We start from the raw sequence: 15,541 nt of genomic DNA on the forward strand, positions 1-15,541 counted from the left end.
GTTTCAGGGAACACCGAGATATCAGGCGGCCTCCTGCGAGGCCTCCGCTTCGCTCCGGCACCTCGGGACGAGGTGATCTGACAGGACGCACGATGACCGATTTTGCCCCCGTCGACGGCACCGAGATCGCGAAGGCCCTGCGCCAGCGCGCGGCGGAAAAGATCCTCGTCCTCGACGGGGCGATGGGCACCGTGATCCAGCGGCTGAAGTTCTCGGAAGAGGATTTCCGCGGCGACCGGTTCAAGGATCACGGCCACGATCAGAAGGGCAACAACGACCTCCTGATCCTGACCCAGCCCGACGCGATCCGGCAGATCCACCTCGACTACTTCCTGGCCGGCGCCGACGTCTGCGAGACCAACACCTTCTCGGGCACCACCATCGCCCAGGCCGATTACGGCATGGAGTCGATCATCCACGAGCTGAACGCCGAGGGCGCAAGGCTCGCCCGTGAGGCCGCCAAGCTCGCCGAGCAGAAGGACGGACGCCGCCGCTTCGTGGCCGGCGCCATCGGCCCGACGAACCGGACTTTGTCGATCTCGCCGGACGTGAACAACCCGGGCTTCCGGGCCGTCACCTTCGATCAGGTCAAGCAGGCTTACGTGGAGCAGGTCCGCGGCCTGATCGACGGCGGTGCCGAGCTGATCCTGATCGAGACCATCTTCGACACGCTGAACGCCAAGGCCGCAGTGGCGGCGGCGTGGCAAGTCTTCGACGAGACCGGCATCCGCCTGCCGATCCAGATCTCCGGCACGATCACGGATCTCTCGGGCCGCACCCTGTCGGGCCAGACCCCGGCGGCCTTCTGGCACTCCCTGCGCCATTCCGAGCCGCTGACCTTCGGCCTCAACTGCGCGCTCGGTGCCCGCGAGATGCGCGGCCACATCGCCGAGCTGTCGCGGATCTGCGATACCCTGGTCTGCGCCTACCCGAATGCCGGCCTGCCGAACGAGTTCGGCCTCTACGACGAGAGTCCGGAGGCGATGGGCAAGCTGGTCGGCGAGTTCGCCGAATCCGGCCTCGTCAACATGGTCGGCGGCTGCTGCGGCACCACCCCGGACCACATCCGCGCCATCGCGGAGGCCGTCGCCGGCAAGGCGCCGCGGCCGATCCCCGAGGTGCCGCGCCTGATGCGGCTCTCGGGCCTGGAGCCCTTCGTCCTCACGCCAGAAATCCCCTTCGTGAACGTGGGCGAGCGCACGAACGTCACCGGCTCGGCCAAATTCCGCAAGCTCATCACCAACGGCGACTACGCGGCGGCGCTCGACGTCGCCCGCGATCAGGTGGCAGCCGGCGCCCAGGTGATCGACGTCAACATGGACGAGGGCCTGCTCGACTCCCAGAAGGCGATGGTCGAGTTCCTGAACCTCGTCGCCGCCGAGCCCGACATCGCCCGGGTGCCCGTGATGGTCGATTCCTCGAAGTTCGAGGTGATCGAGGCCGGCCTGAAGTGCATCCAGGGCAAGCCGATCGTGAACTCGATCTCGATGAAGGAGGGCGAGGAGAAGTTCATCGAGGCCGCCAAGGTCTGCCGCTCCTACGGGGCCGCCGTGGTGGTGATGGCCTTCGACGAGCAGGGGCAGGCGGATTCCTACGAGCGCAAGGTCGAGATCTGCACCAAGGCCTACCGGATCCTGACCGAGCAGGTCGGCTTCCCGCCCGAGGACATCATCTTCGATCCGAACATCTTCGCCGTCGCCACCGGTATCGAGGAACACAACCCGTACGGCGTGGCCTTCATCGAGGCGACCCGCACGATCCGCGAGACCCTGCCGCACGCCCATATCTCGGGCGGCGTCTCGAACCTGTCCTTCGCGTTCCGCGGCAACGAGCCGGTGCGCGAGGCGATGCACGCGGTGTTCCTGTTCCACTGCATCAAGGCCGGCATGGACATGGGCATCGTCAATGCCGGCCAGCTCGCCGTGTATGACGAGATCCCGGCGGAGCTGCGCGAGCTGTGCGAGGACGTGGTCCTCAACCGCCGCGACGATTCCACCGAGCGCCTGCTGGAGGCCGCCGAGCGCTTCAAGACCGGCGCCTCGGCCCAGGCCAAGACCGCCGACCTGACGTGGCGCGAGGCGCCCGTCGAGAAGCGCATCGAGCACGCGCTGGTCAACGGCATCACCGAGTACATCGTGGCCGACACCGAGGAGGCGCGACAGAAGGCCGAGCGCCCGCTCCACGTCATCGAGGGCCCGCTGATGGCCGGCATGAACGTGGTCGGCGACCTGTTCGGCTCCGGAAAGATGTTCCTGCCCCAAGTCGTGAAGTCGGCCCGCGTGATGAAGCAGGCGGTCGCCTATCTCGAGCCGTTCATGGAGGAGGAGAAGCGCGCCAACGGCGGCGACGGCAAGCGACAGGCCGCCGGCAAGGTGCTGATGGCCACCGTGAAGGGCGACGTCCACGACATCGGCAAGAACATCGTCGGCGTCGTGCTGGCCTGCAACAACTACGAGATCATCGATCTCGGCGTGATGGTGCCGGCCGCCAAGATCCTGGAGACCGCCAAGACCGAGAAGGTCGACATCGTCGGCCTGTCCGGCCTGATCACACCGTCGCTCGATGAGATGGTCCACGTGGCGGGCGAGATGGAGCGCGAGGGTCTCGACGTGCCGCTGCTGATCGGCGGCGCCACCACGAGCCGCGTCCACACGGCGGTGAAGATCCACCCGGCCTACGCCAAGGGTCAGGCGGTCTACGTCACCGACGCGAGCCGCGCGGTCGGCGTGGTCTCGAGCCTGATCTCCAAAGAGACCCGCGGCGCCACGATCGAGAAGGTCCGGGCCGAGTACGCCAAGGTCGCCGACGCCCACAAGCGGTCGGAGGCCGACAAGCAGCGGCTCCCGCTCGCCAAGGCGCGGACCAACGCGTTCAAGATCGACTGGTCGGCCTACAAGCCGGCCAAGCCCAGCTTCACCGGCACCCGGGTCTACGGCTCCTACGAGGTCGCGGACCTCGTGCCCTACATCGACTGGACGCCGTTCCTGCAGACCTACGAGTTCAAGGGCCGCTTCCCGGCGATCCTGGACGACCCGGAGCAGGGCCCGGCCGCCCGCGCCCTCTACGAGGACGCGCAAGGCATGCTGAAGCAGATCGTGGAGGAGCGCTGGTTCAACCCGAAGGCGGTGATCGGCTTCTGGCCGGCCAACAGCGTCGGCGACGACATCGCGCTCTACACCGGCGAGAGCCGGTCGGAGCGGCTCGCCACCTTCCACGGCCTGCGCCAGCAGCTCTCGAAGCGCGACGGGCGGTCGAACACCTGCCTGTCGGACTTCGTGGCGCCGGCCGAGACCGGCATTGCCGATTATGTCGGCGGCTTCGTGGTCACGGCGGGTCTGGAGGAGGTGCGGATCGCCGAGCGCTTCGAGCGGGCGAACGACGATTACCGGGCGATCCTCGTGAAGGCGCTCGCCGACCGCATCGCCGAGGCCTTCGCCGAGCGGATGCACGAGCGGGTGCGCAAGGAGTTCTGGGGCTACGCGGCCGACGAGGCCTACGGCCCCGATGAGCTGGTGCTGGAGAAGTACGACGGCATCCGCCCGGCCCCGGGCTACCCGGCCCAGCCCGACCACACCGAGAAGACGACTCTGTTCGACCTGCTCAAGGCCGAGAGCCGGATCGGCGTGAAGCTCACCGAGTCCTACGCCATGTGGCCGGGCTCGTCGGTGTCGGGGATCTACATCGCCCACCCGGAGGCGCACTATTTCGGCGTCGCCAAGGTGGAGCGGGATCAGGTCGAGGATTACGCCGCCCGCAAGGGGATGGATGTCCGCGAGGTCGAGCGCTGGCTCGGGCCGATCCTGAACTACGACCCGGCGCGGTACCTGCCGCAGGCGGCCGAGTAGGGGCGGGCCACCGCCGTCATCGTGAGCGGAGCGAAGCGACCCAGGGCAGCGCGACATCGGTCGGCGTGGCGCTATCCTGGATTGCTCGCCCCGCCCGCGAGGACGGCCCGGCGGCCCCACCGGCCGTCCAGCCTCAGCAGGTCCCGGCGCCCCGCGTATTCACGTACAGCGCATAAACCGAGTGCGAGGCCGTCATCAGCAGCAGGTTGCGGTTGAGGCCGCCGAAGCACAGGTTGGCGCAGCGCTCGGGCAGGCGGATCCGGCCGATCAGCTTGGCCTGCGGCGAGAGCACGATGACCCCGTCCTCGGCCTCGCTCATCCCCCAGCCGCACCAGAGATTGCCGTCGACGTCGACGCGGAACCCGTCCGGCGTGCCGGTGCCGGCGTCGTAGAACACCCGCCCGTTCGCGGTCTTGGTGCCGTTCTCGACCACGTCGTAGACGCGGATCAGGCGGTTCGGCTTCGCCCGCGCCTCGATGACGTAGAGCTTGGACTCGTCCGGCGAGAAGCAGAGCCCGTTCGGACCCGCCACGCCCTCGACCGCGACGCTGGCCTGCCCCGTCCTGGGGTCGATCCGGTAGACGGTGCCGGGCAGTTCCGGCGCGGCCATCGCCTCGTGCGGGTTCGGCCCGAAGGCCGGATCGGTGAACCACACGGCTCCGTCGGAATGGCAGACGACGTCGTTCGGCGAGTTCAGCGGCTTGCCGTCGAACCGGTCGAGCAGCGTGGTGAGACTGCCGTCGTGCTCGGTCCGGGTGACGCTGCGGGTCCTGTGCTGGCAGGTGATCAGCCGGCCCTGCCGGTCGCGGGTGTTGCCGTTGGCGTAGTTCGACGGCTTGCGGAACACCGAGAGCGCGCCCGACGCCTCCTCCCACTTCATGATCCGGTCGTTGACCACGTCGCTGAACAGCAGCGATCCCATGTCGCCGAACCAGACCGGCCCCTCGGCCCAGCGGAAGCCGGTGGCGACCCGCTCCACCGTCGCCGAGGCGAGGCGGTACTTGGCGAAGGCCGGATCGAGGATCTCGACGGCCGGGTCGGGCACCCGCTGCGACGGCTCCCAGCCGGCTCCGGCCGCCCGCGCGGCGCCGAGCAGGGCCGCTCCGGCGAGCAGCCCCCTGCGTGCGATCATGACCATGGTCCCTCCCTGTGGTGCGGCCCGCCGCCTGTTGCCGACGGCTCGGGCCGGTCAGTGAATCTCGGGTTCCGGGATCCCCCCGGCGCCCTCCAGAAAGTCGAAATCGCAGCCCTCGCTGGCCTGCCGCACGTGCTGGGCGAACAGCCGGTTGTAGCCCCGCGGATAGACCCGGTCCGGCGGCACGAAGGCCTTCACGCGCGCCGCGATCTCGGCCTCGTCGAGATGCAGGTGAATCCGGCGCCCGGGCACGTCCACGGTGATGAGGTCGCCGTCGCGCACCGCCGCGAGCGGGCCGCCAGCGGCGGATTCCGGCGCTACGTGCAGGATGCAGGCGCCGTAGCTGGTCCCGCTCATCCGCGCGTCCGAGATCCGGACCATGTCGCGCACGCCCTGCCGGAGCAGCACCTTGGGGATCGGCAGCATGCCCCATTCCGGCATGCCGGGGCCGCCGATCGGGCCGGCATTGCGCAGGATCATCACGTGGTCGGGGGTGACGTCGAGGTCGAGGTCGTTCACCGCGGCGTTCATCGCGTCGTAGCTGTCGAAGACCAGCGCGGGACCGGTATGGTTCAGGAAGCGCGGGTCGGCGGCCGGCGGCTTGATCACGCAGCCGTCCGGAGCGAGGTTGCCGTAGAGGATCGCGGTCCCGCCCATGGCGACGATCGGCCGGTCGAGGGGCCGGATCACGTCGTCGTTGAACACCTTCATGCCGGCGAGCCCGTCGCCGACCGTGCCGCCGGTGACCGAGCGGGCATCGAGGTGGAGCAGGGGGGACAGGCGCGCCATCAGGGCGCGGATGCCGCCCGCGATGTGGAAATCCTCCATCAGCCACTGACCCGACGGCCGGAGGTTGGCGATCACCGGCACCCTCTGGGCGAACTCGTCGAACTCGGTGAGCTTGACCGGAATGCCGGCCCGCCCGGCCATGGCGACCAGGTGGATCATCGCGTTGGTGGAGCCGGCCAGCGCGTTGTGGACCACCAGCGCGTTGTCGATCGAGCGGCGGTCGAGGATGTCGGACGGCTTCAGGTCCTCCCAGATCATCTCGACGATCCGCCGGCCGCAGGCGCCGGCCATCCGCGGATGATCCGCGTCCGCTGCCGGGATCGAGGCCGAGCCCGGCAGGGACAGACCCAGCGCCTCGGTGATCGCCGTCATGGTCGAGGCCGTGCCCATGGTCATGCAGGTCCCGGCGGAGCGGGCGATGCCCGCCTCCATGTCGTTCCACTGCTGGGTGGTGATGTTCCCGGCCTCCTTCTCGGCCCAGTACTTCCAGACATCCGAGCCGGAGCCCAAGATCGTGCCGCCGAAATGCCCGCGCATCATCGGTCCGGCCGGCAGGAAGATCATCGGCAGGTCCATGGAGATGCCGCCCATCACGGTGCCGGGCGTGGTCTTGTCGCAGCCGCCCATCAGCACCGCGCCGTCCACGGGATGCTGGCGCAGCAGCTCCTCCACCTCCATGGCCAGGAGGTTGCGGTAGAGCATCGTGGTCGGCTTGACGAAGTTCTCGGACAGCGACAGCGCCGGCAGCTCGATCGGGAAGCCGCCCGCCTGCCAGACGCCGCGCTTCACGTGCTCCACGCGCTCGCGGAAATGCTGGTGGCAGGGGTTGATGTCGCTCCAGGTGTTGATGATGCCGACGATCGGCTTGCCGGTGAAATCCGCCCGCTCGTAGCCCATCTGCAGCATGCGCGAGCGGTGGCCGAAGCTGCGCAGGTCGGTGGCGCCGAACCAGCGCTGGCTGCGCAGGTCGTCCAGGGTCTTCTTGCGCGCGGTCATCGCTCTGTCTCCGGTCTCACGCGGTCCGCCCGGCCGGGCGGACCGCGGCGAGCGTGATCGCCGCGGAGGCGAGCGCGCAAGCCGCCAGGAAGTAGAGGCCGGCCTCGTAGGTGCCGGTGTGATCCTTGAGCCAGCCCAGGACGTAGGGGCCGACGAAGCCGCCGAGATTGCCCATCGCGTTGATCAGCGCGATCCCTCCCGCGGCCGCGGGCCCGGCCAGGAACTCCCCCGGCATCGCCCAGAAGGCGGGCTTGCTCCCGTAGAGCCCGAGCGTGGCCGCCGACATCGCCGTGAGCGCCCAGAGACTGCCCAGCACCGGTCCGGAGGCGAAGAGGCCGAGGGCGGCGACCAGGGCGGCGATCGCGAAGTGCCAGCGGCGCTCGTCGCGCCGGTCCGACGACCAGCTCCAGGCGATCATGCCCAGGGTGCCGACGCCGTAGGGCACCGCCGTGGCGACGCCCGTCTCCCAGTCGGTGAGGTGCAGGCTCTTCAGGATCGGCGGCAGGAAGAAGGTGATGCCGTAGGTGGCGGTGCCGATACTGAAGTAGATCGCCCCCAGCGCCAGCACGCGCCGGTCGGTGAGGACCTGCCCCAGGGTGAAGTGCCCGTGGGTCCTGACGGTGCCGTCCCGCTCCGCCGCGAGCTCCGCCTCCAGCCACAGCCGCTCCTCGACCGTGAGCCACGCCGCCTGTTCGGGCCGGTCGGTCATCAGCGCCAGGACCGCGATGGCCAGCAGGATCGAGGGCGCCGCCTCGAGGAGGAACAGCCACTGCCAGCCGTGCAGGCCGAGCGCCCCGTCGAGCTGGAGCAGCGCCCCCGAGATCACGGCGGTGAGGGCGTTCGAGCCCGGGACCGCCAGGAACAGCGCGGCGACCACGCGCGCCCGGTACCGCTTCGGGAACCAGTAGGTGAAATAGAGGATCACGCCGGGGAAGAAGCCGGCCTCGGCCACGCCCAGCAGGAAGCGCAGGGCGAGGAAGCTCGCCGGGCCGGTGATGAGGGCCATGCTGCCCGCCACAAGCCCCCAGGTGACCATGATCCGGGCGATCCAGAACCGCGCCCCGGCGCGCTCCAGCAGGACGTTGCTCGGCACTTCGAAGATGACGTAGCCGAGGAAGAAGATGCCGGCCGCCCAGCCGTAGACCGTGGCGGAGAACCCGAATTCCCGGTCCAGCCCGAACGAGGCGAAGCCTACATTCGTCCGGTCCATGTAGGCGACGAAGTAGATCAGGACGATCAGCGGCAGAAGACGCCGCGACACCTTGGCGATCGTCCGCCGCTCGATCTCCGGCGCCGCATCGCCCCCGTGCAACCCCGCCGCCATGGCGTCCCCCCGAGCCGAATCCGACGCGTCCCGGCCCGTTGCCGAGCGCGGGCCGGGACGGAGCGGGCCGGTGCGGCACGCTCAGCGACCGGTCCGCGTCCGCCAGGCGGCGAAATCGGCGAGGCTCTGTTCGTCGGTGGCAGGGTAGAGGCCGAGGATTGTGCGGCCCTTGCGAACCTCCTCGGTGACGAAATCCTCGTAGGCGGTCATCTCCACGGCCTCGTCGGCGACCGCGTCCGCGAGGTGGGCCGGGATCACCGCCACCCCGTCGCCGTCGCCGACGATCACGTCGCCGGGGAAGACGGGCGCGTCGCCGCAGCCGATCGGCACGTTGATGTCGATCGCCTGGTGGACCGTGAGGTTCGTCGGCGCCGACGGGCGCGCGTGGTAGCTCGGCATCTCGAGCCGGGCGATCTCGTCGGCATCGCGGAAGCCGCCGTCGGTGACGAGCCCGGCGCAGCCGCGCACCATCAGCCGGGTCGCCAGGATCGAGCCCGCGGAGGCGGCACGGGCGTCCTTCCGGCTGTCGATCACCATCACGGCGCCGGGCGGGCACTCCTCCACGGCCTTGCGCTGCGGGTGCGCGCGGTCGCGGAACACCGTGATCGGGTTCAGGTCCTCCCGGGCCGGGATGTAGCGTAGGGTATAGGCCTCGCCGACCATCGTCGGGCCGCCGGCCTTCAGGGGCAGCACGCCCTGGATCATCTGGTTGCGGAAGCCGCGCTTGTAGAGGGCGGTCATCAGCGTCGCCGTGCTGACGGTCTTCAGCTTGGCGCGCGTCTCAGGGGACAACCCGGACATCCGCTTCTCCTCCCCGGGCCTCGGTCTCCACGCCCGGCAACGGTGACAATCACCCGTCGCTTGCGCCGGCCTTGGCTCCTGCCCGCGCTGCGCGCGGACTGATATCCCAAGTCTTGAGTAACGCGCCGCGCGGCGCCATTGTCAACCGGCGCAGGTTGCGACGGATACGGGCACATATCGACGGGGAAGTCCTTGGCCGGATTGGAATTTGCGGGCCGCGGGCGCGCGACGCCGGCGGACGCGCCGAGGCCGCGCTCGCTCGCCGAGACCGCCTACGACGCCATCGAGCAGATGATCATCAGCCGCCGCCTCGCGCCCGGCGCCATGGTCTCAGAGGGCGAACTCGGCGCCGAGCTGGGCCTCGGCCGGACCCCGGTCCGCGAGGCGCTGGCGCGGCTGAAGACGATCGGGTTCGTGGAGGTCCACCCGCGCCGCGGCGTCCTCGTCACCCAGGTCGACATCATCAAGCACCTCGAACTGCTGGAGGTGCGGCGCCCCCTCGACGAGACCGTGGCCCGCTGCGCCATCGCGCGCGCCACCGAGGCCGACGTGGCGCGGCTGCTGGACTGCGTCGGCGGGCTGCGCAGCACCGCCGAGGCCCGTGATCGAGAAGCGTATTTCCGGCACAAGCGCGCCCTGCACGAGGGCCTGGTCGGCGCCGCCCACAACCCGACGCTCACCGGCACCATGGCGGCGCTCCACGCGCAGTCGCGCCGGTTCTGGTACACCTACGAGCCGACGGCGAGCTTCCCGGACTGCGCCGCGATCCACGCGGCGATCGTGTCGGGCATCGCGGCGCGGGACGCGGGTACGGCCCTTGCCGGGATCGGGACGCTGTTCGACTTTCTCGACCAGATGACCCGCCGGGCCCTCGACCGGCGGCCCCTCGTCTGACAGGTTGACCGCCCCGAACCCGTCCCTATCCTGAAACTGGGATATCAGACGCATCTCAGCGGCGGGCGGATCCACGGCCGATCCCGGTACCACGCCCCGGATGCGGCCCGAGCGCCAGGGAGGAACGGCTTGAGCGGATTGCCCCCACGCACCGGCGCGCAGGTGCTCGTCGATCAGCTCCGAGCGCAGGGTGTCGAGCGCGTGACCTGCGTCCCCGGCGAGAGCTACCTCGCGGTGCTCGACGCCCTGCGCGACAGCGGTATCGACGTGCTGGTCTGCCGGCAGGAGGGCGGCGCGGCGATCATGGCGGAGGCCGCCGGCAAGCTCACGGGCCGCCCGGGCATCTGCTTCGTCACCCGGGGGCCCGGCGCCACCAACGCCTCCGCCGGCGTGCACATCGCCCGCCAGGATTCGACGCCGATGATCCTGTTCGTCGGCCAGATCGCCCGGCGGATGCGGGATCGCGAGGCGTTCCAGGAGGTCGATTACCGGCAGATGTTCGGCGGCGTCGCCAAGTGGGCGGTGGAGATCGACGACGCCGCGCGCATCCCGGAGATCCTCGCCCGGGCCTTCCGGGTCGCGATGCAGGGCCGCCCGGGCCCCGTCGTGGTCGCCCTGCCGGAGGACATGCTCGACGACGTCGCGGCCGTGCCGGACGCGCCGCGCGTCGTTCCGGCCGCGCCGGCCCCGTCCGGGGATGACGTCGCGCGCCTGCGGGCGATGCTGGCGGAGGCGCGGCGGCCGGTGGTGCTGCTGGGCGGATCCCGCTGGACGCCGGGCGCCGTCGCCGCCATGGCCGCCTGGGCCGAGCGCCACGACCTGCCGGTGGCGGTCTCGTTCCGGCGGGCTCAGCTCTTCCCCGCCGACCACCCGAACTTCGCGGGCGAGCTCGGGATCGGGCCGAATCCGGCGCTGCTCGCCCGGATCCGGGAGGCCGACCTGCTGCTGATGGTGGGCGGCCGCCTCTCCGAGATGCCCGCGCAATCCTACGGCCTGCTCGGCATCCCCGATCCCGGCCTGCCGCTGGTCCACGTCCACGCCGACGCGGCGGAGCTCGGCCGGGTCTACCAGCCGGCGCTGGCGATCGAGGCGGCGCCCGAGACCTTCTGCGCGGTCCTGCCGGATTTCGAGGCCACCGGGATCGGCCGCGCCGCCGAGGCCCACGCCGCCTACCGCGCGTGGTCCGAGACGCCGGAGCCGAAGCCCGGCGCGTTCCAGTACGGCGCGGCGATCACCTGGCTGCGCGAGCGGCTGCCGCCGGACGCGGTGATCTGCAACGGCGCCGGCAACTTCGCCACCTGGGTCCACCGCTACTACCGGTTCCGCGCCTTCGGCACGCAGCTCGCGCCGACCTCCGGCTCCATGGGCTACGGGCTGCCGGCCGCCGTGATGGCCAAGCGCAGCCGCCCGGAGCGGATCGTCGTGGCGCTGGCCGGCGACGGCGACGTGATGATGACCGTGCAGGAATTCGCCACCGCCGTGCAGTACGGGATCGCCGTCGTGGTGGTCGTGCTCGACAACGGCATGTACGGCACGATCCGGATGCACCAGGAGCGCGAGTATCCCGGCCGCGTCTCGGCGACGGAGCTGCGCAACCCCGACTTCGCGGCCCTCGCCCGCGCCTGCGGCGGCCACGGCGAGCGCGTGGAGCGCACCGAGGAGTTCGCCCCCGCCTTCGAGCGCGGCCTCGCCTCCGGGCTGCCGGCGATGATCCACTGCCTCGTCGATCCCGAGGCGCTCACCCCGACCATGACCCTCGCGGCTATCCGCGAGAAGGCCCTGGCGGCGCAGCGGGGCTGACCGCCCGCACGCACCGTCCCGGTGCGGCCCCGCCCGCACACCCTATCGAGAGGAGCAGCTCATGACCCTGCGCGGCGAGAACCTGATCGGCGCCGAGGCGCGGCGCGGCACCGAGGCGGCCTTCCGGGCCGTGGAGGCGGCCACCGGACGGGCCCTGGAGCCGGATTTCCCGGGCGCGGACCGGGGCGACCTCGACCGGGCCTGCGCGCTCGCCGAGGCCGCGTTCGACACCTTCCGCGAGACCGATCCGGAGGCGCGGGCCGGCTTCCTGGAGGCGATCGCCGCGAACATCCTGGACATCGGGGACGACCTCGTCACCCGCTGCATGGCCGAGACGGGGCTGCCCCGGCCGCGGATCGAGGGCGAGCGCGCCCGGACGGTCGGCCAGCTGCGCCTGTTCGCCGGCGTCGTCCGCGAGGGCAGCTACGTCGAGGCGCGGATCGACCCGGCGCTGCCGGACCGCAAGCCGCTGCCCCGGCCGGACCTGCGCCTGCGCCGGATCGCCGTCGGCCCGGTGGCGGTGTTCGGCGCCTCGAACTTCCCGCTGGCCTTCTCGGTGGCGGGCGGCGACACCGCCTCGGCCCTGGCGGCGGGCTGCCCGGTGGTGGTCAAGGCCCATCCCGCCCATCCCGGCACCTCGGAGCTCGTCGGCCGCGCCATCCAGAAGGCGGTGGCCGCCTGCGGCCTGCCGGAGGGGACCTTCTCGCTGCTGTTCGATGCCGGCCAGTCGATCGGGCAGGGGCTGGCGGCCGATCCCCGGATCGCCGCCGTCGGCTTCACGGGCTCGCGCCGGGGCGGCACCGCCCTGATGGCGATCGCGGCCGGCCGCCCGTCGCCGATCCCGGTCTACGCCGAGATGAGCAGCATCAACCCGGTGCTGCTGTTCCCCGGCGCGCTCGCCGCGCGCGGCGCGGCGATCGGCAAGGCCTTCGCGGCCTCGCTGACGCTGGGCGCCGGGCAGTTCTGCACCAATCCCGGCCTGATCCTGGCGCTGCCGGGCCCGGGCCTCGACGCCTTCCTGGAGGCTGCCGGCGCGGCCCTGCGCGAGAGCCCGGCCGCGACCATGCTGACGCCCGGCATCCAGCGCGCCTACCGCGAGGCCGTGGCGCGGGTGGCCGGCCACGCCGCCGTCACCCGCATCGCCGAGGGTGCGGAGGGCGGGGCGACCCAGGGCCGGGCCACCCTGTTCGCCGCGGACTCGGACGTGTTCCTGGCGGATCCCGAGCTGCAGGAGGAGATGTTCGGCGCCTCGGGGCTCGTGGTGCGCTGCGCGGACTTCGCCGCGATGCGGGCGGTTCTGGAGCGCCTGGAGGGCCAGCTCACCGCCTCGCTGCACCTCGCGCCGGAGGATCACGCGGCCGCGCGCGACCTGCTGCCGCTCCTGGAGCGCCGCGTCGGCCGGATCCTGGTGGACGGGTTCGGGACCGGCGTCGAGGTGGCGCATGCCATGGTGCATGGCGGCCCCTATCCGGCGACCTCGGACGGGCGCACGACCTCGGTGGGCAGTCTCGCGATCGACCGATTCCTGCGGCCGGTGAGCTATCAGGACGTTCCCGACGCGCTGCTGCCGGCCGCGCTCCAGGCCGCCAACCCGCTGGGCCTGCCCCGCCGGATCGACGGCACGCCCGAGCGCCGCTGAGCCGCGGCTGGCGGGCGCCGGACGGCCGCGATCCGCCGCTTGCCAGGGGCGGGCGCGGCGTCTAGACAGCCTCCGCTCACCTTGGGGCGTCGCCAAGTGGTAAGGCAGCGGTTTTTGGTACCGCCATTCCCAGGTTCGAATCCTGGCGCCCCAGCCAAATTTCCCAAGCAAAACAGGACCTTCGGGGCCGGGACATAACGGACACACCGGAACAGAAGGTGTTTTTCCGCTGCACAAAAGCCGGCACAGTCCCGAATGGCCAAGGAACCCCCGACCGTCTCCGAGCTGCGCAAGGCGGCTGAGGTCACCGACCAGGAGGTCGCCGCCGCGGTCGATGCCGTGCTCGCGGACTTAGCGACCGACGCCTATTCGCTCGCGAAGGGCTGGACGCTCGACCTCGTTGAGACGCTCCGGACGAACACCCGCGCGGCGGAGGCGCTGACCACCGACAAGCCGGCCTGGAAACGCAACATCGTCCGGACCGCGATCCTGTTGGCCCATCCGGTGAAAGGATGAGCGAGACCGATCCGAGCGCCGACCGCGCGGCGACCATCGAACGTCTCTCCGAGCGGCTGAGCGGCTTCGTGCAGGGAATCGGGATGAGCGGCGCGGACGCGCGCGAGATTATTGACCGCGTGATCGCGTCCGACCCTCAAGCCGGGGACGGCGACCTGATGGCGAAGGCGCCACTTGGATGTTGATCGCGCTGGGATAGCGGCATGAGCGACGAGGCCGCCACGATCATGGAGGCTGTGACGGTGCTGCGGGCGGCCGGCGTCGCGGTGGCGTCGATCGTCGACGCGATCTCCTCGGGATAGGTCGATCTTCAGCTTCTAAGTTGTGGCGCCTCGCTGCGAACCACGACCACGAGCCGCCTAGCCGGGGCAGACGAGGCGCGGCAGGCTGACTCACAGCGCATCCTTCAGTTGTAGGCGCGCCATCGACCCATATCGTAGGCCCCGGCGAACGCGCCAGGGCCTCGATGACGGTTACTTCCGCCACAGGCCGCGTACGATTTTTATTGCTCATATCGGCCATCATCATCGAAAAAAGCTAGACCCAATACGCGAGCGCGGGACTCACCATGGAAGAGACTCCGAAAATAGTCGCGATCGAATAAAAGAGCATCTTTTTCATCCTGCAAACCCCTGGAGGATTGTCATCGTAAAGGCCGAATTTGTCCGGCGACGATGACTTACACTACAGAACGCTTCTCGAACGTGCTGAAGAACACAATCCCGCTTCCACGCGGACGCGGTTACGCCTCAGGCTCAATAATAAGGTCACCTTCGATTGAAGATCTTACGGGATGATTCATCACCTCGAGGCGCCCGGCCGCGCCAGGATCTCCGCCCGCGCGTCCTGGCCGCGCTTACGGACGAGCCATCCACCGCCACAGAGATCGCCGAGCGCGCCGGGATCCCGGGCCGGGAGCGCGGCGCGCATGCCGCTCGCGCGCTGGCGCGCTTGGAGGCTGACGGCCTCGCGGTCAGCCAGCTGCGCCGGAACGTCACTCGGTGGCGGACGGCCGGCGATGTGCCCCCTCAAGCGTAGGCGACCGGCAGCTCGCTCACCTGGGTGGTGTACCGCGGCGTGCGCATCTCGAACTTTGTGTTCCAGCCGCGCCGGCTCACCAGCCCCGCCCGTGCCGGCACCACCGCGCCCCGGCCCCAACGCGCGTTGCACGCGTCCATCGCCGCCATCAGCGGGCCAGACCGCTCGCGGTCCAGCGCGCCGATCAGCGCCCGCGGGCTGTGCGACAGCGGTACGAGGTCGTTGGTGACGATCCCGGCCTTCGAGTACCGCCACGGCCGCGCGCCCGGATCGCGCCAGGTCCGCGCTACCCCGTGTCGCGCCGCCTTGATCAGCGCCAGCGTGTCCGACGAGTGCTCCGGCAGCTGCACGGTGGTCGAGACCGAGCGCATCGGCTCGTCCCGGTCGTGCTCGCTCGTGTGGTAGAAGACCGTGACGTGGTTGGTCCCGAGCCCCTCGCGCCGCAGCTTCTCGCCGAGCCGCGTCGCGTGCGCCGCCACCGCCTCCTCCAGCACCGCCCGCTCGGTGATCCGGCTGGAGAACGAGCGCGTCACCGCGCAGCCCTTCCGCCGTGCCGGCACCATCTCCAGCGGCAGGCAGGCCGCCCCGCGCAGCTCGTAGATGATGCGCTCGCCCACCACGGTGAGGCCCTTGCGCACCGGCCGCGGGTCGAGGTCGCGCAGGTCCGCCACGCTCTCCACGCCCATCGCCAGGAGCTTGGCCAGCGAGGCCCGGCCGATGCCCCAGACCTCGGCGACGTCGATCCGGCACAGCCAGTGCGCGTA

Annotated in this window: 11 protein-coding genes and 1 tRNA gene; 7 read left to right on the forward strand and 5 right to left on the reverse strand. The window is 70.7% G+C overall.

The window, feature by feature from the left end; translation table 11 throughout:
- Nucleotides 1-92: 92 nt before the first annotated feature.
- Nucleotides 93-3,845 carry a methionine synthase gene (gene metH, locus ACTJK8_RS22325; protein WP_063110006.1) on the forward strand — a complete coding sequence of 1,251 codons (3,753 nt, stop codon included), beginning with the start codon at nt 93-95 and terminating at the stop codon, nt 3,843-3,845.
- 133 nt (nt 3,846-3,978) lie between these two features.
- Here the strand turns inward: metH and ACTJK8_RS22330 are convergent, their stop codons facing one another.
- The 4 genes from ACTJK8_RS22330 to ACTJK8_RS22345 all read right to left on the reverse strand — a co-directional run bounded on the left by ACTJK8_RS22330 (nt 3,979) and on the right by ACTJK8_RS22345 (nt 8,890).
- Nucleotides 3,979-4,983, reverse strand: coding sequence for an SMP-30/gluconolactonase/LRE family protein (locus tag ACTJK8_RS22330; RefSeq protein WP_089231347.1), 1,005 nt, complete (start codon nt 4,981-4,983; stop codon nt 3,979-3,981).
- A gap of 51 nt (nt 4,984-5,034) precedes the next feature.
- Nucleotides 5,035-6,765, reverse strand: coding sequence for an L-arabinonate dehydratase (gene araD / locus ACTJK8_RS22335; protein ID WP_063110005.1), 1,731 nt, complete (start codon nt 6,763-6,765; stop codon nt 5,035-5,037).
- Nucleotides 6,766-6,781: 16 nt separating this feature from the next.
- Complete coding sequence (locus ACTJK8_RS22340) at nt 6,782-8,089, reverse strand: MFS transporter (protein ID WP_440762519.1); 1,308 nt, start codon at nt 8,087-8,089, stop codon at nt 6,782-6,784.
- 81 nt (nt 8,090-8,170) lie between these two features.
- Nucleotides 8,171-8,890: a ribonuclease activity regulator RraA gene (locus tag ACTJK8_RS22345; RefSeq protein WP_012319094.1), complete on the reverse strand. Its 720-nt coding sequence runs from the start codon at nt 8,888-8,890 to the stop codon at nt 8,171-8,173.
- 192 nt (nt 8,891-9,082) lie between these two features.
- Between ACTJK8_RS22345 and ACTJK8_RS22350 the strand changes: the two genes are divergently transcribed.
- The 6 genes from ACTJK8_RS22350 to ACTJK8_RS22375 all read left to right on the forward strand — a co-directional run bounded on the left by ACTJK8_RS22350 (nt 9,083) and on the right by ACTJK8_RS22375 (nt 13,924).
- On the forward strand, nt 9,083-9,784 hold the full coding sequence (locus ACTJK8_RS22350) for a GntR family transcriptional regulator (protein WP_043073671.1): 702 nt from the start codon (nt 9,083-9,085) through the stop codon (nt 9,782-9,784).
- A 129-nt stretch (nt 9,785-9,913) separates the two neighbouring features.
- On the forward strand, nt 9,914-11,584 hold the full coding sequence (locus ACTJK8_RS22355; RefSeq protein ID WP_440762520.1) for a thiamine pyrophosphate-binding protein: 1,671 nt from the start codon (nt 9,914-9,916) through the stop codon (nt 11,582-11,584).
- Nucleotides 11,585-11,645: 61 nt separating this feature from the next.
- The gene (locus ACTJK8_RS22360) at nt 11,646-13,223 is read left to right on the forward strand and encodes an aldehyde dehydrogenase (NADP(+)) (protein ID WP_440762521.1); all 1,578 of its coding nucleotides are present in this window, start codon (nt 11,646-11,648) and stop codon (nt 13,221-13,223) included.
- An 82-nt stretch (nt 13,224-13,305) separates the two neighbouring features.
- Nucleotides 13,306-13,380 (forward strand) — tRNA-Gln (locus tag ACTJK8_RS22365).
- 98 nt (nt 13,381-13,478) lie between these two features.
- Nucleotides 13,479-13,739 carry a hypothetical protein gene (locus ACTJK8_RS22370; protein WP_440762522.1) on the forward strand — a complete coding sequence of 87 codons (261 nt, stop codon included), beginning with the start codon at nt 13,479-13,481 and terminating at the stop codon, nt 13,737-13,739.
- On the forward strand, nt 13,736-13,924 hold the full coding sequence (locus ACTJK8_RS22375) for a hypothetical protein (protein ID WP_440762523.1): 189 nt from the start codon (nt 13,736-13,738) through the stop codon (nt 13,922-13,924). Before ACTJK8_RS22370 ends, ACTJK8_RS22375 begins: the two co-directional genes overlap by 4 nt.
- 843 nt (nt 13,925-14,767) lie before the next feature.
- Here the strand turns inward: ACTJK8_RS22375 and ACTJK8_RS22380 are convergent.
- The coding region (locus tag ACTJK8_RS22380; protein WP_440762524.1) for a DUF4113 domain-containing protein at nt 14,768-15,541 on the reverse strand (774 nt) is incomplete at its 5' end.

Origin of the sequence: Methylobacterium sp. 22177 (assembly GCF_052045615.1) — a bacterium.
Taxonomy (GTDB): Bacteria; Pseudomonadota; Alphaproteobacteria; order Rhizobiales; family Beijerinckiaceae; genus Methylobacterium; species Methylobacterium radiotolerans.

Bases quoted from the DNA above. Each gene is read 5' to 3' on its own strand.
- metH (WP_063110006.1), top strand. From the start codon at position 93: ATGACCGATTTTGCCCCCGTCGACGGCACCGAGATCGCGAAGGCCCTG.
- ACTJK8_RS22330 (WP_089231347.1), bottom strand. From the start codon at position 4,983: ATGGTCATGATCGCACGCAGGGGGCTGCTCGCCGGAGCGGCCCTGCTC.
- araD (WP_063110005.1), bottom strand. From the start codon at position 6,765: ATGACCGCGCGCAAGAAGACCCTGGACGACCTGCGCAGCCAGCGCTGG.
- ACTJK8_RS22340 (WP_440762519.1), bottom strand. From the start codon at position 8,089: ATGGCGGCGGGGTTGCACGGGGGCGATGCGGCGCCGGAGATCGAGCGG.
- ACTJK8_RS22345 (WP_012319094.1), bottom strand. From the start codon at position 8,890: ATGTCCGGGTTGTCCCCTGAGACGCGCGCCAAGCTGAAGACCGTCAGC.
- ACTJK8_RS22360 (WP_440762521.1), top strand. From the start codon at position 11,646: ATGACCCTGCGCGGCGAGAACCTGATCGGCGCCGAGGCGCGGCGCGGC.
- ACTJK8_RS22370 (WP_440762522.1), top strand. From the start codon at position 13,479: ATGGCCAAGGAACCCCCGACCGTCTCCGAGCTGCGCAAGGCGGCTGAG.
- ACTJK8_RS22375 (WP_440762523.1), top strand. From the start codon at position 13,736: ATGAGCGAGACCGATCCGAGCGCCGACCGCGCGGCGACCATCGAACGT.